The sequence below is a fragment of the Aeromonas sp. RU39B genome (assembly GCF_900156095.1).
Taxonomy (GTDB): domain Bacteria; phylum Pseudomonadota; class Gammaproteobacteria; order Enterobacterales; family Aeromonadaceae; genus Aeromonas.
In genome coordinates, this window is record NZ_FTMJ01000005.1 from 147,132 (window position 1) to 170,801 (window position 23,670).

General features: G+C 58.7%; 20 protein-coding genes and 4 tRNA genes. 17 read left to right on the plus strand and 7 right to left on the minus strand.

Going from position 1 to position 23,670, the window contains the following annotated elements; translation table 11 throughout:
* Positions 1 to 55: 55 nt before the first annotated feature.
* Entirely contained in the window at positions 56 to 553 is a 498-nt protein-coding gene (locus BW958_RS09535; protein WP_256701956.1) for a glutathione peroxidase, read from the minus strand.
* 123 nt (positions 554 to 676) lie between these two features.
* On the opposite strand from BW958_RS09535, the gene BW958_RS09540 reads away from it, so the two are divergent.
* The 4 genes from BW958_RS09540 to BW958_RS09555 all read left to right on the plus strand — a co-directional run bounded on the left by BW958_RS09540 (position 677) and on the right by BW958_RS09555 (position 4,082).
* On the plus strand, positions 677 to 1,285 hold the full coding sequence (locus BW958_RS09540; RefSeq protein ID WP_372629437.1) for a 2OG-Fe(II) oxygenase: 609 nt from the start codon (positions 677 to 679) through the stop codon (positions 1,283 to 1,285).
* Between the two features lie 127 nt (positions 1,286 to 1,412).
* On the plus strand, positions 1,413 to 2,405 hold the full coding sequence (locus BW958_RS09545) for a D-alanine--D-alanine ligase (RefSeq protein ID WP_076575504.1): 993 nt from the start codon (positions 1,413 to 1,415) through the stop codon (positions 2,403 to 2,405).
* A 70-nt stretch (positions 2,406 to 2,475) separates the two neighbouring features.
* The gene (locus tag BW958_RS09550; protein WP_076575571.1) at positions 2,476 to 3,225 is read left to right on the plus strand and encodes a tRNA-uridine aminocarboxypropyltransferase; all 750 of its coding nucleotides are present in this window, start codon (positions 2,476 to 2,478) and stop codon (positions 3,223 to 3,225) included.
* A 77-nt stretch (positions 3,226 to 3,302) separates the two neighbouring features.
* Positions 3,303 to 4,082 carry a TSUP family transporter gene (locus BW958_RS09555; protein WP_076575505.1) on the plus strand — a complete coding sequence of 260 codons (780 nt, stop codon included), beginning with the start codon at positions 3,303 to 3,305 and terminating at the stop codon, positions 4,080 to 4,082.
* On the opposite strand, the gene BW958_RS09560 is transcribed toward BW958_RS09555, so the two are convergent.
* On the minus strand, positions 4,062 to 4,904 hold the full coding sequence (locus BW958_RS09560) for a LysR family transcriptional regulator (protein ID WP_076575506.1): 843 nt from the start codon (positions 4,902 to 4,904) through the stop codon (positions 4,062 to 4,064). The genes BW958_RS09555 and BW958_RS09560 overlap by 21 nt on opposite strands.
* A 177-nt stretch (positions 4,905 to 5,081) precedes the next feature.
* Here BW958_RS09560 and BW958_RS20655 point away from each other — a divergent pair, with 177 nt between their 5' ends.
* From BW958_RS20655 to yjjG, 9 genes are all read left to right on the plus strand, one after another.
* A complete protein-coding gene (locus BW958_RS20655; RefSeq protein WP_256701957.1) occupies positions 5,082 to 5,204 on the plus strand; it encodes a hypothetical protein in 123 nt (40 codons plus the stop codon).
* Positions 5,205 to 5,283: 79 nt separating this feature from the next.
* The gene (locus BW958_RS09565; RefSeq protein WP_076575507.1) at positions 5,284 to 6,921 is read left to right on the plus strand and encodes a DUF2813 domain-containing protein; all 1,638 of its coding nucleotides are present in this window, start codon (positions 5,284 to 5,286) and stop codon (positions 6,919 to 6,921) included.
* Between the two features lie 60 nt (positions 6,922 to 6,981).
* Positions 6,982 to 7,698 carry a hypothetical protein gene (locus tag BW958_RS09570; RefSeq protein ID WP_076575508.1) on the plus strand — a complete coding sequence of 239 codons (717 nt, stop codon included), beginning with the start codon at positions 6,982 to 6,984 and terminating at the stop codon, positions 7,696 to 7,698.
* Positions 7,699 to 7,893: 195 nt separating this feature from the next.
* Positions 7,894 to 7,970: transfer RNA gene (locus BW958_RS09575), tRNA-Met, on the plus strand.
* Positions 7,971 to 8,069: 99 nt separating this feature from the next.
* A tRNA-Met gene (locus BW958_RS09580) sits at positions 8,070 to 8,146 on the plus strand.
* 93 nt (positions 8,147 to 8,239) lie between these two features.
* A tRNA-Met gene (locus BW958_RS09585) sits at positions 8,240 to 8,316 on the plus strand.
* A 92-nt stretch (positions 8,317 to 8,408) separates the two neighbouring features.
* Positions 8,409 to 8,485, plus strand: a tRNA-Met gene (locus BW958_RS09590).
* A 134-nt stretch (positions 8,486 to 8,619) separates the two neighbouring features.
* On the plus strand, positions 8,620 to 10,092 hold the full coding sequence (locus tag BW958_RS09595; protein ID WP_076575509.1) for a M17 family metallopeptidase: 1,473 nt from the start codon (positions 8,620 to 8,622) through the stop codon (positions 10,090 to 10,092).
* 25 nt (positions 10,093 to 10,117) lie between these two features.
* Complete coding sequence (gene yjjG / locus BW958_RS09600) at positions 10,118 to 10,798, plus strand: pyrimidine 5'-nucleotidase (RefSeq protein ID WP_076575510.1); 681 nt, start codon at positions 10,118 to 10,120, stop codon at positions 10,796 to 10,798.
* A 68-nt stretch (positions 10,799 to 10,866) separates the two neighbouring features.
* Here the strand turns inward: yjjG and BW958_RS09605 are convergent, their stop codons facing one another.
* Positions 10,867 to 12,123 (minus strand): amidohydrolase, encoded by a 1,257-nt coding sequence (locus BW958_RS09605; protein WP_076575511.1) that lies wholly within the window; start codon positions 12,121 to 12,123, stop codon positions 10,867 to 10,869.
* Between the two features lie 986 nt (positions 12,124 to 13,109).
* Between BW958_RS09605 and BW958_RS09610 the strand changes: the two genes are divergently transcribed.
* From BW958_RS09610 to rplY, 4 genes are all read left to right on the plus strand, one after another.
* A complete protein-coding gene (locus tag BW958_RS09610) occupies positions 13,110 to 14,099 on the plus strand; it encodes a helix-turn-helix transcriptional regulator (protein WP_076575572.1) in 990 nt (329 codons plus the stop codon).
* A gap of 115 nt (positions 14,100 to 14,214) precedes the next feature.
* A complete protein-coding gene (gene hrpA / locus BW958_RS09615; protein WP_076575512.1) occupies positions 14,215 to 18,099 on the plus strand; it encodes an ATP-dependent RNA helicase HrpA in 3,885 nt (1,294 codons plus the stop codon).
* A gap of 43 nt (positions 18,100 to 18,142) precedes the next feature.
* Entirely contained in the window at positions 18,143 to 18,865 is a 723-nt protein-coding gene (locus BW958_RS09620; RefSeq protein ID WP_076575513.1) for a dihydrolipoyllysine-residue succinyltransferase component of 2-oxoglutarate dehydrogenase complex, read from the plus strand.
* A 107-nt stretch (positions 18,866 to 18,972) separates the two neighbouring features.
* A complete protein-coding gene (gene rplY, locus BW958_RS09625; protein ID WP_076575514.1) occupies positions 18,973 to 19,260 on the plus strand; it encodes a 50S ribosomal protein L25 in 288 nt (95 codons plus the stop codon).
* A 99-nt stretch (positions 19,261 to 19,359) separates the two neighbouring features.
* On the opposite strand, the gene BW958_RS09630 is transcribed toward rplY, so the two are convergent.
* From BW958_RS09630 to BW958_RS09645, 4 genes are all read right to left on the minus strand, one after another.
* Positions 19,360 to 20,004: an MBL fold metallo-hydrolase gene (locus BW958_RS09630; RefSeq protein ID WP_076575515.1), complete on the minus strand. Its 645-nt coding sequence runs from the start codon at positions 20,002 to 20,004 to the stop codon at positions 19,360 to 19,362.
* Positions 19,998 to 21,131 (minus strand): tRNA 2-selenouridine(34) synthase MnmH, encoded by a 1,134-nt coding sequence (gene mnmH / locus BW958_RS09635; RefSeq protein ID WP_076575516.1) that lies wholly within the window; start codon positions 21,129 to 21,131, stop codon positions 19,998 to 20,000. Before mnmH ends, BW958_RS09630 begins: the two co-directional genes overlap by 7 nt.
* Complete coding sequence (gene selD, locus BW958_RS09640) at positions 21,124 to 22,161, minus strand: selenide, water dikinase SelD (RefSeq protein WP_076575517.1); 1,038 nt, start codon at positions 22,159 to 22,161, stop codon at positions 21,124 to 21,126. The genes mnmH and selD overlap by 8 nt, the downstream gene beginning before the upstream one ends.
* Positions 22,162 to 22,427: 266 nt before the next feature.
* Entirely contained in the window at positions 22,428 to 23,621 is a 1,194-nt protein-coding gene (locus BW958_RS09645) for a class I SAM-dependent methyltransferase (RefSeq protein WP_076575518.1), read from the minus strand.
* Between the last annotated feature and the right edge of the window lie 49 nt (positions 23,622 to 23,670).

Genomic DNA, 23,670 nt, shown 5'->3' on the forward strand with positions numbered 1-23,670 from the left:
GTCCCGGGCGGGGTACCTGGCAATCAGGGCGCGCACTATAGCAGATGCCATGGGCTCACTCCACTTGCCCGGCAGCGAGCAGCGCCTCAATCTCACCGGCGAGGGCGCTGGGCGAGGTGGTCGGCGCGTGGCGCGAAACCGGTTGGCCGTTACGGTCAAACAGGAACTTGGTGAAGTTCCATTTGATGGATTCAAGCCCCAGCAGTCCGGGGCAGAGGGGCTTGAGCCAGGCATACAGCGGGTGGGCATTGGCGCCGTTCACATCCCCTTTTGCCAACAGCGGGAAGCTGACCGGATAGGTGAGGGAGCAGAACTCGGCAATCTCACGCGCATCGCCCGGTTCCTGATTACCAAACTGGTTGCAGGGAAAGCCCACTATCTCCAGGCCTTGATCCCGGTAGCGCTGATAGAGTGCTTCTAGATCGCGGTATTGCGGCGTAAAGCCGCAGCGGCTGGCGACGTTGACCAGCAGCACGACCTTGCCGCTCAGTTGTTCGCTCGCAAAATCGCTGCCATCAAGGGCGGTCAGGGAAAAATCGGTCAAACGGGTCACAGCGCCTCCTGCTTGTGGTTTGGTCATAGAGTTTGGGCCTTCTCAAGATAAGAATATTGGTTTGTCGCCGTGCAATCTACAAGCTCAAATGCCCGTGCCTGACATTATAACCGGATGATCATCTTGGATCTTTTACCCATTGTGGATGCTGTGGCCGAGCGCGGCTGGATTGTGGTCGATAACGCCTTATCACCAATGCTGGTTGCCGGGCTTTGCGAGGCGCTGCCCACGCGCTGGCAACCGGCCGGGGTGGGGCGGGCGCAGCAGCATCAGACCAACGCGCAGATCCGCCGGGATCAGATCCATTGGCTGGAGGCGTCAGCCGGCGGCGCGGTGGCCGAGTATCTGGCCATGATGGAGCAGCTGCGCCAATGCGCGAATCGTGAGTTGATGCTGGGTCTGTTTGATTACGAAGCTCACTTTGCCCGCTATCAGCCCGGCGATTTTTACGGCTGCCATCGCGATGCCTTTGCCGGTCGCTCCAACCGCCGTCTGACCACGGTCTGCTACCTCAATGAGCAGTGGCAACCCAGCGATGGTGGTCTTTTGCGCCTTTATGACGATGATGAGCAGTTTTTGGCTGACATTGAGCCCAAAAGTGGGCGTCTGGTGGTGTTTCTCTCCGAGCAATTTCCCCATGAGGTGTTAGCGGCAGAGCGGCAGCGTTTTAGCATCGCGGGCTGGTTTCGCGTCAATGGCAACCAGAGCGGACGACTCGACCCGCCGCGTTGATGCCAAGGGCGGCCTGATTGGCCGCGCTTTGGGCTGACAAGGGTTTATCGTCCTTGCTACACTGCTCGCACTTTGCCGACGAGCCATGCCGACTCGCCGGCCGCTTCTCCCAAAGGGATCCCTTACAATGAAAAATCTTCATGTCCTGCTGTTGTGTGGTGGCGGTGGCGCCGAGCACGAAGTCTCCCTGGTCAGTGCCAATTTTCTCGAAAGCAAGCTCACTGCGCTGCCCGGCGTCGAGGTTACCCGCGTAGAGATGTTCAAGGACCGCTGGATTTCGGCTGACGGTCGTGAGTGCAAGCTGGGGCTGGATCGCCTGCTCTCCTTTGCCAGCGTGGCGCGCCCGGTGGATTATGTGGTGCCCTGTATTCACGGCTACCCGGGTGAAACCGGCGATCTGCAATCTTTCCTTGAAATGGCGGGCCTGCCTTATCTGGGTTGCCGCTCCGAAGGTAGCAAGCTGTGCTTTAACAAGATCAGCACCAAGCTGTGGCTGACCGCGCTGGGTATTCCCAACACGCCGTATCTGTTTTTGACCGAGAACAACGCCGACAGTCTGGCGCAGGCTGAGTCGGCTCTCGCGGATTGGGGCGCCCTGTTCGTCAAGGCCGCCTCTCAAGGCTCGTCGGTAGGTTGCTACAAGGTGACGGACAAGGCCGGACTGGCTGATGCCATCAACAAGGCCTTCGGCTACTCCGAGCAGGTACTGGTAGAAAAAGCGGTCAAGCCGCGTGAGCTGGAAGTGGCCGTATATCAATACGGTGATGAGCTGGTTGCCACCGAGCCGGGTGAAATCTGCACCCCGAGCGATCACTTCTACACCTATGAAGAGAAATACAGCACCGCCAGTCATACCTCGACCTCCCTGCGCGCCGAGGGGCTGAGCCAGGAGCAGATCGATGCCATTCGCGGTTATGCCCTCAAGGCGTTCCGTCAGATGGGGCTGACCCATCTTTCCCGCGTTGACTTCTTCCTGACCGACGAAGGGGAGATCCTGCTTAACGAGATCAACACCTTCCCGGGCATGACGCCGATCTCCATGTTCCCGAAACTGATGGAGCACAACGGTCACGACATCAGTCGTTTCCTGGAGATGATCCTGGCGGATGCCCGCCGCTGATCACGCCAGTGTGGCACGGGGCGCAGCGCGCCCCGTTTGTTTATCTGCCTTCCACTTAAGCTCCCATTTTATGTCTCACGAACCCGATCACGCCGTTAACCGTCTGCGCCGGATGCGTCTTGCCCGCTCAACCCGCCCGTTTCTGGCGCGCGGCGGCAGCGTCAAGCGTTGCCCCGGCTGCCTGCTGGTGCCAGAGCTCTGTGCCTGTGACCTGCGTCCGCAGCTTCGCTCAGCGGCAACCTTTTGTTTGGTGATGTTTGATAGCGAGCCGCTTAAACCCAGCAATACCGGTCGCCTGATCGCCGACGTGTTGCCCGATTCCACCCATGCGTTTCTCTGGTCGCGCACCGAGCCCGATCCCGCGCTGCTTGCCCTGCTTGATGACCCGGCTTATCAGCCCTATCTGGTGTTTCCCGATTGCGAGAAGGCGCCAGAGCGGGTGGTGCATCAGGTATCGCTGCCAACGGGTAAACGGCCTTTGTTTATTCTGCTCGATGGCACCTGGCGCGAAGCGCGGCGTATGGCCAACAAGAGCCCCTATCTGGACCGTTTTCCGGTGCTGGCGGTCAAGCCCGAGCAGCTCTCGACCTATGGCATGCGGGTTGCTGCCCACGATGAGCATCTGTGCACCGCTGAAGTGGCCGCCTGCGTGCTGGAAAGCGCCGGTTATCCCGACGAGGGCGTGGCACTGCAGCACTGGTTTAATCTCTTTAGCTGCCGCTATCTTGCCGGCAAATGGCATCGGGCGCCGGATGATGCAGCCCTGTGCCAGGCACTCGCTGCGTATGGCCAACCGGCTACCTATGAGAGTCAGGAATAGATTGGCTGCCATCGTTTCGCTGTGAGCGGCGCGCTGATGCAGATAACATCCTGTCATTCTTGAAAGAGAGGTGACGGATGGAAATGGAATGGATGACCCTGATCATGCTGTTCGGGGTGGCACTGATTGCCGGTTTTATTGATTCAATCGCCGGTGGCGGCGGGCTGCTAACCGTACCGGCACTACTATCGACCGGCATGCCGCCGGCACTGGTGCTGGGGACTAACAAGCTGCAGAGCAGCTTTGGCTCGTTTTCTGCCACTGTCTATTTTGCCCGTCGTGGCATGCTTGAGTGGCCGCGGATCTGGCCAGCCGTGCTTTGTACCTTTATCGGCGCGGCCTTTGGTGCGCTGGCGGTGCAGACCATTGATGCCAGTGTGCTGCAGCGGATCCTGCCTTTCTTGCTGGTGGTGTTTGCCTTCTATTTCATGTTTTCGCCACGGGTCAGTGATGCCGAAAGCCAGCGGCGGCTGGCCCCCTGGCCATTTGCCTTGCTGGCCGGTGGCGGGGTGGGTTTTTACGACGGATTTTTTGGCCCCGGTACCGGCTCGTTTTTTGCCATCGCCTTTGTAGCTCTGGCCGGTTATGGCATGGCGCGGGCCACGGCGCACACCAAGTTACTGAACTTCACCTCCAACATTGCCTCTTTGCTGTTTTTTATTCTGGGCGGCAAGGTGGTGTGGAGCGTGGGGTTTTGCATGGCGCTGGGCCAGTTTATCGGGGCGCGCCTTGGCTCCCGGCTGGTGGTGGCCAAGGGGGTTAAGCTGATTCGCCCACTGCTGGTGACCGTGTCGCTGGTGATGTCGGTCAAACTGCTGGTGAGCCAATATCCGCAATTACTGGCCTGGCTGCATTGAGTGAAAATGGCGCTCGAGCCGCTCGATAAGCGTGAGTAGGCGCGGGCGCTTTGCCACGCTGGGGCGATAGATAAGACTCAGTGGTCGGCTGAGCCCCAGTGGTTTGCAGGGCAGGGCGGCGCTGCCGAGCTTTGGCAACAGGCCGGCGGGTAATAGCACCGGCGCCATCCCGGCGCGGGCAAATTCCAAGAGCGCCAGATAAGAGTCCATCTGCATGCGGGCACTGAGCCCCCACTCTTGTAAGCGCGCCACCAGATAGGTGTTAGAGGGGTTATCTAACTCCATGGTCAGGATCCCGCTCTTGCGCGCATCCTCTTCATCGCCCACCAGATAAAACGGCTCTTCCAGCAGGGTGGTGCCCTGCAGGCCATGTCCGGCAGGCAACCTGCCAGCGCAGATGCCAAGCAGCGCATCGCCGGCGCGCACTCGCTCGACGATGACCGGTGTGTGGTGAGTGGAAAAGCGCAAAAACGGATCGTGCTGCTGCATATAGTCCGTCAGCAGCGGCGCCAGGTAACCGGCCAGCAGGGTCTCCGAGCAGGCGATGTTGATGGGGGTGCGATCTTCTAGGCTACGGCTGTCGGAAATCTGCCCCTTGAGCTCATCGAGGCTCGGGCTGACCCGCTCGAGCAGATCAAGCGCCTCGGCGGTCAGACGGATGTGGCGGCCGTGCGGTTCTATCAGGCGCTTGCCAAGGCGGTTTTCCAGATTGGTTATCCGCTTGCTGACCGCCGATTGACTGATAAACAGGCGGCTTCCCACCTTGCCCATGGTCCCTTCGTGGGCCAACAGATAGAGCGTTTCCAAACCTTCCAGCAGCATGATGACTCCTTGATTGCACCTCGCCACTGTAGTGGTCGGTTTGTGCAAAGGGCAAGCGTCATGGCCACCAGATCCCATTTTGGAGACTTGACAGCGGCAAGGATGGTTGCAATTGTCATCGTGTTGTCATCTGAAAACCGGATGATGACAGGGAGATTTCAAGACCATGGAGGTCATATGCGTCATCGCAAGCGTCAAGTTCGTCTTCGTCAACTCTGGTTTAGCCACTGGAACATGCCGGCCTGGCGTAATGGCTCGCCGGAAGAGGAAAACCGTCAGCCGTCTCACAGTTCCCGTTGAGCGCTGCTAACAAGCCGTAGGTTTTTGCCAGCGCCTTTGTCACACTGATGCCATCAATAAGGTGGTATGAGGGTGTGACATGTATCTGGAGCGTGTCGAGATAAAGGGGTTTCGCGGCATCAGCCGGGTGTCGATTGGTCTGGATCAGACCACGGTACTGATTGGTGAGAATGCCTGGGGCAAAACCAGTTTGCTGCGCGCACTCTGGTGCCTGCTTGGGCAAGAAGCCGAACCCTATCAGTTTGTGGCCGATGATTTTCATCGCCCCGAAAACCCTGAATTACCGACCGCGACCCACCTGCAGATTGTGCTCACCTTCTGTGAGTTTCGACCCGATATCAGCCTTCACTCGACCCGCTTGCGCCGCTTAGCGCCGGTCTGGGTCAAGCACAAAGACAAGTTCAGCCGCATTCATTACCGCGCCTTTGCCGATAGTCATGGCGATGGCCGTGTCAGCAGCGGTCACGATTTTCTCGACGGCGCTGGACGGATTATCACCTTGGCGCCAGAAGAGATCGCGCCTCTGATCGGCGCCTTGATCACCATGAACCCTGTGTTTCGATTGCGCGATGCCCGCGCCGCCCGTGCCAGCGAGCCACCGCTAAATGGTCAGTGGGAGCAATCGCTCAGTGATCTCTCCGAGCGCCTGCTCGATGATCCGCAAGGCATCACCGAGTGTGAGCTTAAAGGGGCGCTGCTGGCAGTGCGCCAGTTGATGGAGCACTACTTTCGCGCCCTGACGCCGCTTAAGCTCAAACCGCGCACCCAGCGTGACATTATCGACAAGCCGATGACCTTGCGCCATCCGGCCAACTTGCACGAGATGCTGACCTGCTCTGACAGCCGCGCCCTGCAACTGGCGATGGCCGGGGTGGCCGGCACCTTGCTGCAAGCGCGGGGTAATCGTGAGCTCGAGGAGGGCGCGCGCCCGATCCTGATTGTGGAAGACCCGGAGAGCCGGCTGCATCCGACCATGCTGGCGCTCGCCTGGGGATTACTTGAGCAACTGCCTGGCCAGAAACTGCTGACCACCAACTCGGGCGATCTGCTCTCCTCCTTGCCGCTGTCGGAAATCCGCCGTCTGGTGCGCCGTGAGCATGAGATTGTTTGCCATCAGCTCGGCGGTGAGCGCTACAGCAGCGATGATCTGCGCAAAATCGCCTTTCATGTGCGCATCAACCGACCCATGTCGCTCTATGCCCGCTGCTGGTTGCTGGTGGAGGGGGAGACCGAGATCTGGCTGCTTTCCGAGTTAGCCCAGCTGTGCGGTTATAGTCTGCGCGCCGAGGGGGTGCGCATTATCGAGTTTGCCCAGTGCGGCCTGACACCCCTTATCAAGATTGCCCGTGACTTCGGGCTGGCGTGGCACCTCTTGGCTGATGGCGACGAGGCGGGCGTCAAGTATGCCAATTCGGTGCGCAGTCAGCTTAAAGGCGAGCGGGAGAGGGAGCGGCTGACCGTGCTGCCGGCGGCCGACATCGAACACTTTCTCTATCAGCATGGCTTTGAGCAGGTCTACCGGCGTGAAGCCGGGGTTGGAGAGCGCACGCCGTTAAGTGCCAGTCGCATCATTGATAAGGCGATTCATCACAGAAGCAAGCCCGGCATGGCGCTGGCGGTGGTCGAAGAGGCCGAGCGCCTTGGTGAAGAGCAGATCCCGGCGCTGCTGCGGCACATGTTTGCCCGGATTGTGGCCTTTGCTCGCGGTCAGGGATGAGTCGATTGGGCGTCCTGCCCGCTTTGGGTATACTGCCTCCTTTTATGTAAGGAGCGGAGCATGTTTTCCCAGTTGACTCTCTGGCTATCTCCCCTGTTTGGTTTGATGTCATCGGGCGCACTGGCGCTGCTCGGTATTGTGCTGTGGCGCGGCGAGCTGTGCGCCGGCCAGCACTCGCGTATTAGCCAGCATTTGGCGTCGGTCTGGATTTTTGCTGCGTTGGCGCTGCTGCTGGCGGGCTCGCGCGATGCGGCTATCGGGCTGCTGGTTAGCGGCGCACTGGCGGTGTTCGGTGGGCTCGCTCTTTCTGTGATGCAATCGCGTCTTGAAGGCAAACGTTCGTTGCCGTCTTTGTGGTGGTGGGCGCCGGGTCTGCCACTGGCTGTTTTTGCTCTGCAATTGGCGACGCTACAAGGTTGGGGCTTGGCCCTGTCGCAGGCCCTCTTGCTGGGCGCCGTGCTGGCGCATCTTATCTTGCTGCGAGCTCGTCACCGTCTGCAGGCGTTTAACCTGTTGTTGCCACTGCTTGGGCTGCTGGGCGCCATGCTGGGACTGCTCTGGCTGGCCGTGCTAATACTGCGTGCGGCAGATACGGCTCATCTTGCGACCCTGGCGCCTTGGGTGATCGGCTATTGCCTTGTTCTGCTCGTCGGGCTTTTGACCTGGTTCTCCCCGCTGCTGCTGCGTCGTGACAGTGCGCCGGTGGTCGCCTCGTCGAGCATGGTGCTGCTGTTACTCTCCCAATGCATGGCCAGCTGGTTGTTTGGGCTTATATAGTCGGCACGGCTTTTTTCAAGGTGGCGCGGCAGCTCCGGCATGGGGGCATGGCGCCACTTGATGCAGCTCGTTGGCATAATTCGCTAGTTAATTGCGCGTATTGCGCAACAAAAAAGCAAACGAGTGGGGTAGAGCGAGAATTTTCTAAAAACAGCTTGCATTGTCACGGTATGCGCCTATTATGGCGACCTCTGACGCGGGATGGAGCAGCTCGGTAGCTCGTCGGGCTCATAACCCGAAGGTCGTCGGTTCAAATCCGGCTCCCGCAACCAACTTACCGATTGCAGTGTTACTTGATGTAACTGCTTGAAATGAAGTTAGATTGTCAGAGTGCCCGTTACTTCTGCTCGGTAACAGGCAAACAATTCGGACGCGGGGTGGAGCAGCTCGGTAGCTCGTCGGGCTCATAACCCGAAGGTCGTCGGTTCAAATCCGGCCCCCGCAACCAACTCAGCATTCCCAGTGCACTTGCACTGATGATGCGAGATCGGTCGCAAGACCTGCCCGTTACTTCTGCTCGGTAACAGGCAAACAATTCGGACGCGGGGTGGAGCAGCTCGGTAGCTCGTCGGGCTCATAACCCGAAGGTCGTCGGTTCAAATCCGGCCCCCGCAACCAACCCAGCATTCCCAGTGCGCTTGTACTGATGATGCGACTCGGTCGCAAGACCTGCCGGTTACTTCTGCTCGGTAACAGGTAAACAATTCGGACGCGGGGTGGAGCAGCTCGGTAGCTCGTCGGGCTCATAACCCGAAGGTCGTCGGTTCAAATCCGGCCCCCGCAACCAACCTCTTCTCTTATCCTTCTTTCCCATCTATGCCATTGCACCGCAGGTGTAACGCATCTGTTGCATCTCATGGTGACAGCGGCCGTGGCTCATCGTTATCATTAGCCCCTCATTTTCTGCGTTCGGGCTTTCTCATGCAGTATCACTTTCACGCTCCCATCATTACCTTTCATGACACTTCCTTAAGCGATCTGGCACAACTCACTGTTCCGGTCGCGCTGGTGGTTATCCCGAGCGAACAAAAAGCCGCGTGGCTGCAAAGCGACGCCGGGCACGACTTGGCGCTGGCCGACTCCCTCGGGCGCCCGCTAGAGCGTCAGGTGGGGGCGCAGTGGCAGCAACTGGTGTTTTTGCCAGAGCAGCCAGTCAAAGGCACCAAGCTCTATCAATCGATCCGTGATGCCGCCGCGCTGGTGGCCAATTTGCCCTGTAGCGAGCTGGCGTTGCATCTGGAAGGCTTCACGCCGGCCGCCGCCACCTTACTCAGTGAACTGCTGCTACAAGCGCTGCTCTCGGCTCGCATCCCGTTACCCAGTAGCAAGCACGGATCAGAGCCCCGTCCTGTGTTCACGACGATCCACTGCTCTCCGGCTGTGACCTTGTCGCTACCGGCACTGCTTGGCGAAGTGGAAGGCAACGGGTTGGCGCGCCATCTGGCAGCGATGCCGGCTTCTGAGCTGGGGGCGTCGCAATACCGGCAGCGGGTGCGTGAGCTGGCAGCCAAAGAGGGTTGGCACTGCCATGAGTGGGATCAGCGTGAACTGGCTCTGCGCGGCGCGGGCGCGTTTCTCGCGGTGGCCCGTGGCGCCGAGGATGATGGCGCGGCGATCGTCCACCTTCGCTACGCGCCGGCCAACGCCGGCAGTAAAGTGGCCTTGGTGGGCAAGGGGATCTGTCATGACTCGGGCGGTTATAACCTGAAAATCAACGGCGGCATGTATGGCATGCACCTGGACATGGGGGGCAGCGCGGTAGCGCTTGGCACCTTGCTCGCCATCAGCCGGGCCGGCTTGCCGATCGAAGTGGATTGCTGGCTGGCGATTGCCGAAAACCACATCGGTCCGCGCGCGTTTCGCCCCAGTGAAGTGGTGACAGCGGCCAATGGCAAGACCATCGAAGTGGTGGATACCGATGCCGAAGGGCGGATGGTGCTGGCCGATACGCTGGTGCTGGCTGCCGAGCAGGCGCCGGATCTGCTGATTGATTACGCCACCCTGACCGGCGCGTGCAAGCGGGCGCTGGGTAGCCGTTATAGCGGGCTATTTTGTAACCGCCCCGAGTGGCTGGCTGAGCTGGTCGAGATCGGCCAACACAGCGGAGAGCGTGTCTGGCCATTCCCCCTTGATGAGGACTACGACGACACCCTCAAAAGTGATTGGGCCGATCTGCTGCAGTGCGCGCCGGGTGCCTCGTGCGATCACATTGATGCGGCGCGCTTTTTAAGCCACTTTGTCCCGGCAACGCTACCCTGGCTGCATATCGATCTTTCCGGATTTCGTCACAAGGGGGGTCACGGGGTGGTGAGCAGCGAGATCACCGGTTTTGGTGTGCGCCTGACGCTGGCGCTGCTGGCGCAATCCCGCTTTATTGCTAACCGCGCCGTTTAACGTGTCGCACCAGGAGTCAAGTTGTATGTCTGCACGTCGTTATGACTGGGTTTTGTTTGATCTTGATGAAACCCTGTTTGATTTTCCGGCCAACGAGGCGCTGCTGGCGCTACTTGAACAGATCGGCCTTGCCCCTGACGAAGGCTTAATAGGTGAGTACAAGCGCACCAATCACGCCTTGTGGGAGCAGTTTAACGCCGGTGACATTGATTCGCACAGCCTGCAAAGCCGCCGGTTTTGCACCATTGGTGCCGCGGCTGATCGTTGCCCGCTTGAACTTAATCGACTGTTTTTAGAGCAGATTGTAGCAATAAGCCGTCCCCTTGACGGCGTGCTTGAGACCTTGGCGCAGCTGCGCCAAGCCGGGGTGGGCATGGGGATCATCACCAACGGATTTAGCGCGCCCCAGCGCGGACGTTTGCAGCGCCATGAGCTGGAGCACTGGTTCTCACCGCTGGTGATCTCCGATGAAGTCGGGGTCTCCAAGCCGCGCGGCGAGATATTTCAGCATGCGCTCGCGGCACTACCTCATATCAGCCGCGAGCGGGTATTGATGGTGGGGGATAATCCCCAGACTGACATCGGCGGTGCGGTGGCTGCAGGTCTTGCCACCTGTTGGTATGACCCTCATTTCAACGAGGCGCTCTGCCAGCCGACTCACCGTATTCATCACTTCTCCGAGCTGGCGAACATTGTGTTGGGCTGAAAATGACTTGAGCGCGGCTGATGATCATTGCGCAATATAAAAGAGCGGCGCCGCAGTGGGCGCCGTTTTTATGAACGCAGTCTGGCCTGCGCCCAGCGCTCTAGCAAGGTGACACCGCGCTCTAGCACCGCTTCATCAAAATCAAAGCAGGCGTGGTGGTGAGGCGCCGTGAGATTAGCCCCCAGCACCAGATACGCCGCTTCACCGCCGTGAGATTGCACCTGCTCTAGCAAAAAACCGGCATCTTCACTGGCGCCAAAGGGGCGCTCACCGATGACGGTGAGGCCAAGCTCAGCCGCAAGCTGGGTCAACGCTGGCAGTAGAGTCGCGGAGTTGGTCAGCCCAATGGCTTCTCCTTGCTTGATAATATGAAAATCGACCCCGTGAGCGCGGGCGCATCCCTCGGCAATGTGCTGCACGTGGGCAAACATATAGTCATTGAGGGCGCTGCTGGCGCCGCGGGTTTCGCCGCGCAAAATGGCCAGATCCGGGATCACGTTGCGTCCACTGCCAGCATTGAGCTGGCCGATATTGATGCGGGTCATGCCATCACGGTGGCGCGGGATCCCAAGCAGGGCGGTGGTGGCCATGCAGGCGGCCGCCAGCGCATTGGCTCCGGCATTGGGCTCGAGCCCGGCGTGGGAGGCGGTGCCTAAAAAGTGCAGGTCAAACTTGGTCGAGCAGAGAAAATCGGTGGGGTTGATCACCAGCTCGCCACTTTGAGCATGAATGCCCAGATGCAGGGTCAGCAGGGCATCCACATCATCAAGAGAGCCGCCTGCGGCAAGTGCCTTGCCACCGCGGCATCCCTCTTCGGCGGGCTGGAACAAAAACTTGATGCGTCCGCACAGCTGTTCACGCCTACTGGCCAGGCGGCTGGCCAGTGCCAACCCCATTGCCACGTGACCGTCGTGGCCGCAGGCGTGCATCCAGCCCTGATTACGTGACACAAACCCCTCTTTGACCGGGAAGTGAGTCTCTTGTGGGCTTTCGCCCACCTCAACAGCATCCATATCAAAGCGAAATGCCAGAACCGGGCCGGGGCGGCCGGTGTTTAGCTCGCCCATCACGCCGGTCAGCTCGCCAATACTATCCAACCAGTGCGGATCGGCCCCTTGATGCAAGGCCCTGGCTTTCTCGCGCGCCACATCAATATCGCGTCCCATCACATGCGGCGCCGAGAGCAGCTCATCCCCCAAGGTGATCGTTAAACCGAGGTCGCTTAAATGGCGGGCAATCAGAGAGGTGGTGCGGTACTCGCACCAGGCCGCTTCCGGAGCCTGATGCAGATCCCGGCGCCAGCGAGAAAGGTGTGCTGAATCCATGAAAAACCTCCAGTCGTGGAGCGGGTTATTGTGCGCTGATGTCCTCTTATCACAAGTAGAAAAACCACTTATGACCGCTCATTCATAAAATGTTACTGCTTATTCGCCACTATCTAGTGCAGCGGATAACGCAACAGGGCGGGGTGATATGGCGGCGAGGTGGAAGATCGATTGTGCGCATTATCGATCAAAAAATGCTCCATAAGGAGAGAGTATGATGAGCGAATTATCTGATGGACTATCTGGATGTATAGGTGGCTATTTGCCAAAAATTCGTGAGGCTAGCTGGACTCTTCATGAAATTAATTCATCGAAAATGACCGGCTCGTGGATGTAAACCGCAATCTTTTTGTCTTTTTTAAGGCTCAGCTATCGATTTGTAACCAATAGCATTGATTGTCACAGCTTTCTCTAAGGTCATACGCTGTAACAATCTTATATTGGGCGACGCCATCAGTCATAGCAACGCATTGGCGAAGTTGAAATGTAATGAATCAAACAAAAAATAAAATGTAAAACATCATTTTTTATCAGTTAAAAAACGCAGAATGGCCATATGAAGTGTTATTCTAAAGCCACTTTCCCTTGTTTTGTGTACATCAGTAAATTTCTTCAAATTCATCATCTTGTCATCGAGCCGATGAACACTCTCAACCAACAGGAGTGAAGGGGCCTCATGCCAGGCCTGCGGCCACAATGACCCCATAAAGAACCCTGTGAAATACGAAAGAATGGACTCTAAGGGGGCCTTTTTGTTGGTTTTAGTAAAAATCGAAATAGATAAATAGCTAATTTAATTGAGTGGTGAATATTTACGGCATCTTGACCTAAAGAATGCTTCTCTGTCTATTCACAAGCGGGTAGTATCAATCGGGCAATAATAAAAAACGAGAAGGAGTTCAGGAGTGTTACAGGCAACGCTACTGCGCCCATCACCTTATTTGGGCCAACTCTATGAATGCGGCATAAATGACTCGGATATCAATTTGGTACTCGAGGGTATGCGCCGTGACAGCGGCAGTGCACTTTCCTTGATCCTGCTTCGGGACGAGGAGAAGCACTTTGGCGTTCGTCTTTTTTCAAGCGGTCTTTCCGAGGTGCAGCAGCATTACTACCTGCAACACCATCGACAGGATATCTGGTTCAACCACTACCTGGAAAAAGGCTGCAAGGGGGTGGTAAAAGCAGACAGCCTCAGTAACAAAGCGGGATTGCTGGCCGGCTTTGGTGCCCGTTTTGCAATTGGCGGGGTTTGCCGCGTCAATGGCTATGGGGTCAGCAGTGTCAGCAGTTATCGAGAGACCCATCAATCCGATTTCACTGACAACGATATTTTACCTTGGGAGAGCCTCTATTTCGGACTGGCAGCCTGGAGCCGCCATTATTGGAATATGGTTGGCCTGGAATCACAAAACTATCAATTGCAGCAATTGGTTAAACACCAAGGGCGGGCTATTGCGATAGTAGACAGTAAAGGTTCGATACATTATTCCAACTCCGCGTTTAATCGCCTTGCCGATGAAAACCCGGAGGTCAAGATGTTGCAGGGTCAATTAACCATGCAAAGCAAGGAATTACAGCGTCAACTCAAAGAGATGCTGGCCGGATTTGCATATCTGCTGCCGGGCTCGTCGAGCTATCTGTCGATTCCTCGCACCCGTGGATTGCGTCCCATGCTGCTGCAGGCTTGCGTCATGAGCGGTTTGCGCAACATGGACCACTGCATCGAGCTGGAATTGCGCGATCCCGAGCAGAGCTTTACCCCTGACATTGATGCGTTGGCAAACCTCTATCCGTTGACCTCGGGAGAGAAGGAGTTGCTGCTGTTGCTCAGCAAAGGTTACAGCAGTGGCGATATTGCCGACATGCGTGGTGTCAAGGTGGAGACGGTGCGTTCGACCCTGAAGAGTGTGTTCAAAAAGACCGATTGTCATAGCCAGAGCGAATTGCTGCTGCTGCTGCAATCCATCTCCTGATACTGCGCCCGGCAACCCTTGCCGGGTCGGGGTGTGTGATCCCAGTCTTATGACTTGCGCCATGTGTGGGTGATCTTTAGGATCGCCCCATTGCTTTTTATCAGGAATCTCTCCCTTGTCTCTCTCTCTTCCTGCACTGCGAGCGCGCCTCGCCCATTGCATGAATCTCGATGCCCGCCAGCTGGGTAAACGCCTGCATGGCGCAGCCAAGGTTGCCGCGCCCAAGCAAGAGGCGGTGCTTGCGACCATTGAAGGTGACCTGCGCCTTGCCGAAGCCCGTTTTACCGCACGTCAAGCGGCTGTCCCCGCCATTACCTATCCCGAGAATCTGCCGGTTAGCCAGAAAGCGGCCGAAATTGCAGCTGCGATTCGTGATCATCAGGTGGTGGTCATTGCCGGCGAAACCGGCTCGGGCAAGACCACCCAGATCCCCAAGATCTGCCTGGAAGTAGGGCGAGGCGTGAAGGGACTGATTGGCCACACCCAGCCGCGCCGTCTGGCGGCGCGCACCGTGGCGGCGCGCATTGCCGAAGAGATGAAATCCGAGCTTGGACAATACGTAGGTTACAAGGTGCGCTTTACCGATCAGGTGAGCGAGCAGACCCACATCAAGCTGATGACCGACGGTATTTTGCTGGCCGAAATACAAAATGACCGTCTGCTGACCCAATACGACACCATCATCATTGACGAAGCCCACGAGCGTAGTCTCAATATCGATTTTATTCTGGGCTATCTCAAAGAGTTGTTACCGCGTCGGCCGGATCTCAAGGTCATCATCACCTCGGCCACCATCGATCCCGAGCGCTTCTCCCGCCATTTTGGCAAGGCGCCGATTATTGAGGTGTCAGGTCGCACCTATCCGGTTGAGGTTCGCTATCGTCCGCTGACCGATGGCGCCGATGATCGCGACGAATTGCAGGGGATTTTTGATGCCGTCGACGAGCTCAGTCATGAGGGGCTCGGCGATATTTTGATCTTCATGAACGGCGAGCGGGAGATCCGCGATACCGCGGATGGTCTTCGCAAACTCAACTTGCGCGACACCGAGGTGCTGCCACTCTATGCGCGTCTGTCCAACGCCGAGCAAAACAAGGTGTTTTTGCCCCATGCCGGGCGGCGCATTGTGCTGGCCACCAACGTGGCGGAAACCTCGCTGACGGTGCCCGGGATTCGTTATGTGATTGATCCCGGTACTGCCCGCATCAGTCGCTACTCCTGGCGCACCAAGGTGCAGCGCCTGCCGATTGAACCGGTCTCCCAGGCCAGTGCCAATCAGCGTAAAGGGCGCTGTGGCCGGGTGGCGGACGGCATCTGTATCCGCCTCTATTCCGAGCAAGACTTTAACGGTCGGCCGGCGTTTACCGATCCCGAGATCCTGCGCACCAACCTGGCGTCAGTCATTCTGCAGATGCTCTCGCTCGGCCTTGGCAATATGGAGGCATTCCCGTTTGTCGAGCCGCCCGAATCGCGCCATATCAAAGATGGCTTGAGCCTGCTCAAAGAGCTGGGCGCCGTGGAAGAGCGCCGTCACCGCGATGGGCGCGAAGAGCTCAAGCTCACCGAAACCGGTCGCCAACTCTCGCGCATTCCACTCGATCCTCGCTTGGCAAAAATGGTGATCACCGGGGCGGCAACCGGGTGTCTTAAGGAGATGATGGTGATCACGGCGGCGCTCAGTATCCAGGATCCGCGTGAGCGACCGATGGAGAAAAAGCAGGCCGCCGACGAGCAGCATCGCCGTTTCGATGACAAGGATTCTGATTTTCTCGCCTTCCTCAATCTCTGGAACTATCTCGAAGAGCAGCAGGCCGCGCTCTCGGCCAATGCCTTCCGGCGTCAGTGCCAAAAAGAGTTTCTCTCCTACCTGCGCGTGCGCGAGTGGCAGGATATTCACTTTCAGCTGCGCCAAACCGTCAAAGAGCTGGGCTTTAAGAGCAACCACGAGCCGGCAGACTACCAGAGCATGCACTGCGCCATCCTCACCGGGCTGCTTAGCCACATCGGTAACAAGGATCTGGAAAAGCCTGAGTTTCTCGGTGCCCGCAATGCCCGGTTCCACCTGTTTCCGGCGTCAGGGTTGTTTAAAAAGCCGCCCAAGTGGGTGATGGCGGCCGAGCTGGTTGAAACCTCGCGCCTCTATGCCCGCATCAATGCCCGCATCGAGCCACAGTGGGTCGAGCCGCTGGCAGGACACCTCATCAAGCTCAGTCACAGCGAGCCGCACTGGTCGAAAAAACAGGGCGCGGTGATGGCCAACGAAAAGGTGACCCTGTTTGGGCTCACCCTGGTGGCCGAGCGTCCGGTCAATTACAGCCGAATTGATCCGGCCCTGTGCCGTGAGCTGTTTATCCGCCATGCGCTGGTCGACGGGGATTTTGAAACCCGTCACCGCTTCTTTAGCGATAACCGCAAGCTTCTGGCCGAGGTGGAGGCGCTCGAGCACAAGTCGCGCCGGCGTGACATTCTGGTCGATGATGAAGACTTGTTTCGCTTCTACGAGGCGCGAATTCCAGAAGAGGTGGTCTCTGCCCGCCACTTCGATGCCTGGTGGAAGGAGGCACAGCAGCGCGATCCTGAGCTGCTCAACTTTGAGCGCGAGATGCTAATGAAGGGCGATGCCGCGCACGTGAGCGAGCTCGATTACCCCAACCTGTGGCATCAGGGACGGCTCAAACTCAAGCTCAGCTATCAGTTTGAACCGGGTGAGGCGGCCGATGGCGTCACGCTGCACATACCGCTGCCGCTGCTTAACCAGGTTGAGCCGGTGGGCTTTGAGTGGTTGATCCCGGGGCTGCGTCATGAGCTGTTGGTGGCGCTGATTAAATCGCTGCCAAAACCTGTGCGCAAAAACTTTGTGCCGGCACCTAACTACGCCGATGCTCTGCTGGCTGCGCTCAAACCGGAGCAGGGGCCGTTACTCGATGAGATTGAGCGTCACCTTAAGCGCATGACCGGCGTCAGTGTGGCGCGCGAGTCGTGGGATTGGGCCGCGGTGCCCGATCACCTGAAACTCACCTTCCGGGTGGTCGATGAGCGCCAGCGCAAGGTGGCCGAGAGCAAGGATCTGCTGGCATTGAAAGAGTCGCTGCGCGAGCGGGTGCAGCAGACCCTCTCCAAGGTGGCCGATGACGATATCGAGCAAACCGGGTTGACGCTCTGGAGTTTTGGCGAGTTGCCGCGCGAATACAGCCAAAAGCGCAGTGGCTTCGAAGTCAAAGCCTATCCGGCGCTGGTGGATGAAAAAGACTCGGTGGCCATCACGCTGGTCGAAAGCCCGGTGGTGCAGGAGCAGCTGATGTGGGCCGGCCAACGCCGCCTTATCTTACTCAACGTGCCATCGCCTATTAAATATCTGCAGGAAAAGCTGCCCAACAAGGCCAAGCTCGGGCTCTATTTCAACCCGTTTGGCAAGGTGAGTGAGCTCATTGATGACTGCATTGCCTGTGGCTGTGACAAGTTGATCGAGCAGCACGGCGGACTGGCGTGGGATGCAGAGCGTTTTGAGACCCTCAAGGAGTTCGTGCGGGCCGAGCTCAACGACGTGGTGGTCGAGGTAGCGAGCCAGGTCGAAGCGGTATTGACGCTTTCTCACGAGATCCGCAAATGCCTCAAGGGCAAGATGCAGCTCGATACGGCCTTTGCCATGTCCGATATTCAGGTGCAGCTGGAGCGGATGATCCACAAGGGGTTTGTCAGCCAGAGCGGTTGGAAGCGGCTGCCTGATCTGCTGCGTTACCTGCGCGCCATTGAGCGCCGTCTGGAGAAGGTCAGTGTCGATCCCAACCGGGATCGGGTTTACATGCTCAAGGTACAAAGTGTCGAGAAGGCCTATCAGGCGCTGCTGGCCAAGGTACCCAAAGGACAGCCGGTGGCGCCGGCGGTGGCCGAGATCCGCTGGATGATTGAGGAGCTGCGTGTCTCCTTCTTTGCCCAGACCATCGGCACCCCCTATCCCGTGTCGGACAAACGGGTGATGGCTGCCATTGAGGCGTGTTAAGGTTGGCAGCGTTATTGCGAAGGAATAACAGGAGAGAGGCGGCATGCTGGCCGGATGGGTATTGCTCACCTCGGTGACGATCAGTGGTTATCTGCCGCTTGCCGAGCAAACCTGGGTCGCGCTCGACCCGGCTTGGTACCCACCGGGTCAGCCGGTGCCGCAGGTATTTGTGGCCTGGCACGGTAATCAGTATCCGGTGCTCGACACCGAGCAGCGTAACGGCCGCTGGCAGTTGCTGTTTCCGGTGCGCCTGACGCCGCCTTTTACCCTGTTTGAAGGGCAGGCGAGCCCAACGCGCCGTTACCTTGAGCGTCTTAAACGCATTGATGAGATGGCTTACGGGATTGACCTCACTGCGGCGCCCCCGGCATCTGGCGTCACTGCTGGTTTGGCGCCAGCTCGCAGTCAGGCTCCCTTTATGCCCGGCTTGGCAGGCTGGCAGGAGCCTTGGCCGGGTAGCGCCGTCTCTGGCAGCGCTACGGCGGGAGCGCCGGTCAACGAAACCTATGTTGCCGGCAAGCCCTGTCATCAGGTTGTCGCCGGTGAAACCCTGTGGCGCGTGGCTGACCGGCTGGCGCGATCGCAAGGGGGCGATACCTACGCCTGGGTGCTGGCGTTTAATGAGAGTAATCGCGAGCGGCTGGGGCCACGCGCCCAGACTCGCGTTGGCAGCTGGTTGACCTGCCCGGTTGCCAAGCAGCTGGTACGGTATCAATCCATGACCATTGCGGCGCGACAGGCGGCGGTTGTGGCACTGGTTCGCTAGTCTTCCTTGCACAGGAAAGGGCCGCGTGATAGTATTCGCGCTCGTTTTGCGAGGTGTTGGCCGGTCGCAGTCAACATCATTTACTCATCTTAAAAAGAGATATTGCTATGTCTTTCGTATTCCAAGCTGAAGTCCGTTCTGACATGGGGAAAGGTGCGAGCCGCCGCCTGCGTCATGCTGACCAAGTTCCGGCCATCGTTTACGGTGCTGCCAAGGAAGCTGTTTCTGTGACTCTGGATCACAAGAAGCTGATCATCGCCCAAGCCAAGCCGGAGTTCTACACCGAACTGCTGACCCTGGTTATCAACGGCGAAGAAGTTAAGGTTAAGGTCAAGGATATCCAGCGTCACCCGGTTAAGGCCAAGCTGGTTCACCTGGACTTCGTTCGCGCTTAATCGCTGACGAGCCTCGCAAAAAGCCACCTTCGGGTGGCTTTTTGTTTATCGGGCGTGTGGCAAAGAACAGGGGGCGGCGCATAGCGACACCCCTTGCGTTTACCAGATGGGTTGGGTCAGGTAAGGGTTGCTGACTCGCTCGCGGCCAAAGGTGGAGCTGGGGCCGTGGCCGGGGATAAAGACGATGTCATCACCAAGGGGCAGCAGTGTATCAGTGATCGAGCGGATCAGCGTGGCGTGATCGCCGCGCGGGAAATCCGTTCGGCCAATACTGCCAGCAAACAGCACATCTCCGACCCAGGCGACCTGCAGCGAGCGTGACAGCAGCACCACATGGCCCGGTGTGTGGCCGGGGCAGAAGTAGACCTCCAGCGATTGGTTACCTACTTCAATGCGATCCCCTTGTGCCAGCCAGCGATTAGGGGTAAATGCCTCGGTGTGCTCAAAGCCAAACATCTGTGATTGCTGCGCTAACATCTCGAGCCAAAAGGCGTCTTCAAGATGAGGGCCTTCAATCTGGGCGCCGAGCTCCCGGCGCAGCGTATCAGCCGCACCAACGTGATCCAGATGGCCGTGGGTAAGAATAACCTTGTCCAGGGTCAGTCCCAACTCTGCCACCCGGCGCATCAGCCGCTCGGGCTCACCACCGGGATCAACCAGCGCAGCGCGCTGGGTCTCGTCACACCAGATCAGGGAGCAATTCTGGGCAAAGTGGGTGACCGGAATCACCTCGAATTTCAGCATGAGTCGCGCTCCATAGAGCCTGCCTGACCGGCAGGCAACGCATTGAGATATTCCAGACAGGCTGCGCGATCACCGCGAAACACGATGCGCGTCTGCTTATGCTGGATCTGATAGAGATACATGGGATCGTAATAACGCTCAAGCAGCAGGGTGATCCAGGCCAGATGCCGTTCACAGTCACCCATCTGTGCTTGCACGGCCAGGGCTTGGCGCATCAGGTTATCGAGCTCGCGCCAACCGAGATCGCCCAAGCGGCGCTTGAGGCGCTCCAGGCTGTCGAGCAGGGCGGTTGAAAATTGCAGCCAGCCGTCCTCCACACCAAAAACCGCGCGGTAGCGAGCAGCCAAATCCACCACATAATCCTGGCGGATCTGCTCGGCGCGCTCGGCAAGCGGGACTTCCAGCACCACCACAGGTGCACTGCCCATGCGATCAAACAGGGGCAGGGGCAGGGCGCAGCGGCCAATTAAGTGACTTTCATCCTCGACCACAAAGTGATGCTGGCCTTGCTGCTGGCGCTTGAGGATCTCGATAGCCAGGCCGTTCTCAAAATTGATGCTGGTCGGCTGGCCTTGTGGCAAGCGACCAAAGGAGGAGCCACGGTGGTGAGCGTGACCTTCCAGATCGATGGCCCGGGACACCTTGTGCAGCAGGTGTGTCTTGCCCGAGCCGGTCATGCCGGTGAGCACGGTCCAGCTATCTTCCCGGGCACTGCGCGCTTGCAACTGGATCAGAAACTGGCGCATCGCCTTATAGCCGCCAGCCACTCGCGGCCGCTCTACGCCGGCCTCGCTAAGCCAGGCTTGCACCGTCTGGGAGCGCAGACCGCCGCGAAAACAGTAGAGCACCGCATCCGGGTGGCGAGTGAGGTGGCCAAGCCACCCTTCAAGGCGCGCCTCTTTGGTGGCGCCTCCGACTAACTGGTGACCCAGTGCAATCGCAGCGGCCTGACCGTGCTGCTTGTAGCAGGTACCGACCTGCGCCCGCTCATCATCGGTGAGCAGCGGCAGGTTGATGGCATGGGGAAAGGCGCCATCAACAAATTCGATGGGGGCTCGCACATCCATCAGCGGTACATCGCCCAAAAACAGAGCGGCGATGTCGGTCACCAGCGCCGGGTTAGCCATAACAAACCTCGATAAAGTGGGTCTGTCGCTCTTTGAGGGCGCCAACCGGCGTGAGGCTAAGACCGGCCTGCGCTGCGATTGCGAGCAGCTCGGCTTCACTCTCTTTGCCCACCGCCACCAGCAGACCGCCGCTGGTTTGTGGATCGCACAGGATGTTGCGGGTGCGATCATCGATGGCGGGCAGCTTGTGGCCGTAAGAGTCGTGATTGCGCAGGGTCCCCCCCGGTACGCACCCTTCGCTCAGGTAATAATCCACCTCAGGCAGCAGCGGCAAGGCGGTGAAATCGAGCTCGGCCGTGAGGTTGGAGCCTTCGCACATCTCGAGCAGGTGGCCTGCTAGGCCAAAACCGGTTACGTCGGTCATGGCGTGCACCCCGGGTAGCTCGGCAAAGCGGGCACCCAAGGTATTGAGCGTACACATGGCCTCGGGCGCCAACTGTTCATGCTCGGGCTTGAGTTTGCCTTTTTTCTGCGCGGTCGAGAGGATCCCGATCCCGAGCGGCTTGGTGAGATAGAGGATATCGCCGGCGCGGGCCGTGTCGTTTTGCTTGATGCGATCAAGCGGCACGATACCGGTCACGGCCAGACCGAAGATGGGCTCGGGGGCGTCAATGCTGTGACCGCCAGCCAGGGAAATGCCGGCATCGTGGCATGCCTGACGGCCACCATCGACCACCTGCTGGGCAATTTCGGGCGCCAGCAGATTGACCGGCCAGCCGAGAATGGCAATGGCCACAATCGGCTTGCCACCCATGGCGTAGATGTCACTGATGGCGTTGGTGGCGGCAATGCGGCCGAAGGTGAACGGATCATCGACAATCGGCATGAAAAAATCGGTGGTCGAAACAATGCCTTGGCCGTTCCCGATATCGACCACGGCGGCATCGTCCTTGCTGCTATTGCCAACAATCAGGGTCGGGTCGTTAAAGCCCGGAATGTTGCTCTTGAGAATGGTGTCGAGCACCTTGGGAGAGATTTTGCAGCCACAGCCGGCACCGTGGCTGTATTGGGTCAGGCGAACAGAAGACATGTTGACCTCGCAGTGTGGCGGCAATGCCGCCGATTCTGGCATCGATGCGGCGACGGATCGTCGCAGAGTGAAAAACAGGACGGTGTATTATGCCACAAAGTGGGGAGAGGGAAGGCCACCGAAACGGTGTAGTGGGTCGGTTTCTGGCCGATGAGCGTGCGCCATGCGCTGAGGTAAAAAGGGCGCTGCATAGCGCATCGCCCTCTGGGTAAAAGGGGAGCAGCGCGCTCTGGTATAAAAAGGGCGCCGCGCCTTTGGCATCACGTTTAACGGGCGCGAACTACCAAGCCCTTGAGGTAGAACCCTTCCGGATAGGCAGTGCCAATCGGATGGTCCGGCGCCTGGGAGAGACGCTCGAGGATCTGGGCATCACGGCCAGCATCGAGCGCCGCATCAGCCACGATCTTCTGGAACAGATCGGCCGGCATCAGGCCTGAGCAGGAGTAGGTGAGCAGGATGCCACCCGGCGCCAGCAGTTGGAACGCCAGCAGGTTGATATCCTTGTAGCCACGGCAGGCGCCATCAAGTTGCGCCTTGCTTTCGGCAAACTTGGGCGGGTCGAGCACGATGACATCGAACTTTTCACCGTTGTCGCGGTATTCACGCAGCAGCTTGAACACATCCTGGCGCAAGAAATGGGCGCGGGAGAGATCCAGTCCGTTGAGCTCGGCATTCTGGCGGGCAGTGTCGAGCGCCGGCTGCGACACATCGACGTTAACCACTTCGCTGGCGCCCCCCTTGAGGGCATAGACGCCAAAACCGCCGGTGTAGCAGAAACAGTTGAGGACCCGCTTGCCAGCGGTGTATTTGGCCGCAATCTGGCGGTTGTCGCGCTGGTCGAGGTAGAAGCCGGTCTTGTGACCGCCCTGGATGTCCACCAGGATCTTGATCCCCTGGTTTTCTTCAATCACGACCGGTGCGCTGGGCGCTTCGCCATGCAACACGCCGACAAATTGCTCCAGCCCCTCTTTTTTGCGTACCGCGACGTCGGAGCGCTCGAAGATGTTGCTGGTGGGGAAGAGGGTGCGCAGCGCCTCGACGATCAGTGGGCGCTGATAATCCGCGCCCGCCGACAGCAGCTGACAGACCAGGTAATCGCCGTAACGGTCGATGGTCACACCGGGCAGACCGTCGGATTCGGCGGCGCAAAGGCGGTATCCGGTCAGCCCTTGGCGGGCGATCAGATCGCTGCGGGCTGCCTGAGCGTCAGTCAGACGGCGCAGAAAAAAGGCCTGATCAACCGCTTCATCGCGATCAAAGGTCCAGATCCGCACCCGGATCTGCGAGCTACCCGACCAGGCGCCACGGCCGAGCCACTGACCGCCTTCGGAGAACACGTCCACCGTCTCGCCATTGGCGGGCTTGCCCTTGACCTTGTCGATGGCCTTGGAGAACACCCAGGGGTGACGGCGAAGCAGGGATTTTTCCCGCCCTTTGGCGAGAGTGATGGATGCGCTCATGATGACTCGTGATGACCATAAAAAAGGGGCCACATTTTAGGTGGCCCCA

Excerpts from the sequence above, each read along its gene's own strand:
- BW958_RS09545 (WP_076575504.1), top strand. The coding sequence starts at position 1,413 with ATGAAAAATCTTCATGTCCTGCTGTTGTGTGGTGGCGGTGGCGCCGAG.
- BW958_RS09550 (WP_076575571.1), top strand. The coding sequence starts at position 2,476 with ATGTCTCACGAACCCGATCACGCCGTTAACCGTCTGCGCCGGATGCGT.
- BW958_RS09555 (WP_076575505.1), top strand. The coding sequence starts at position 3,303 with ATGGAAATGGAATGGATGACCCTGATCATGCTGTTCGGGGTGGCACTG.
- BW958_RS09560 (WP_076575506.1), bottom strand. The coding sequence starts at position 4,904 with ATGCTGCTGGAAGGTTTGGAAACGCTCTATCTGTTGGCCCACGAAGGG.
- BW958_RS20655 (WP_256701957.1), top strand. The coding sequence starts at position 5,082 with ATGCGTCATCGCAAGCGTCAAGTTCGTCTTCGTCAACTCTGGTTTAGC.
- BW958_RS09565 (WP_076575507.1), top strand. The coding sequence starts at position 5,284 with ATGTATCTGGAGCGTGTCGAGATAAAGGGGTTTCGCGGCATCAGCCGG.
- BW958_RS09570 (WP_076575508.1), top strand. The coding sequence starts at position 6,982 with ATGTTTTCCCAGTTGACTCTCTGGCTATCTCCCCTGTTTGGTTTGATG.
- BW958_RS09595 (WP_076575509.1), top strand. The coding sequence starts at position 8,620 with ATGCAGTATCACTTTCACGCTCCCATCATTACCTTTCATGACACTTCC.
- yjjG (WP_076575510.1), top strand. The coding sequence starts at position 10,118 with ATGTCTGCACGTCGTTATGACTGGGTTTTGTTTGATCTTGATGAAACC.
- BW958_RS09605 (WP_076575511.1), bottom strand. The coding sequence starts at position 12,123 with ATGGATTCAGCACACCTTTCTCGCTGGCGCCGGGATCTGCATCAGGCT.
- BW958_RS09620 (WP_076575513.1), top strand. The coding sequence starts at position 18,143 with ATGCTGGCCGGATGGGTATTGCTCACCTCGGTGACGATCAGTGGTTAT.
- rplY (WP_076575514.1), top strand. The coding sequence starts at position 18,973 with ATGTCTTTCGTATTCCAAGCTGAAGTCCGTTCTGACATGGGGAAAGGT.
- BW958_RS09630 (WP_076575515.1), bottom strand. The coding sequence starts at position 20,004 with ATGCTGAAATTCGAGGTGATTCCGGTCACCCACTTTGCCCAGAATTGC.
- mnmH (WP_076575516.1), bottom strand. The coding sequence starts at position 21,131 with ATGGCTAACCCGGCGCTGGTGACCGACATCGCCGCTCTGTTTTTGGGC.
- selD (WP_076575517.1), bottom strand. The coding sequence starts at position 22,161 with ATGTCTTCTGTTCGCCTGACCCAATACAGCCACGGTGCCGGCTGTGGC.
- BW958_RS09645 (WP_076575518.1), bottom strand. The coding sequence starts at position 23,621 with ATGAGCGCATCCATCACTCTCGCCAAAGGGCGGGAAAAATCCCTGCTT.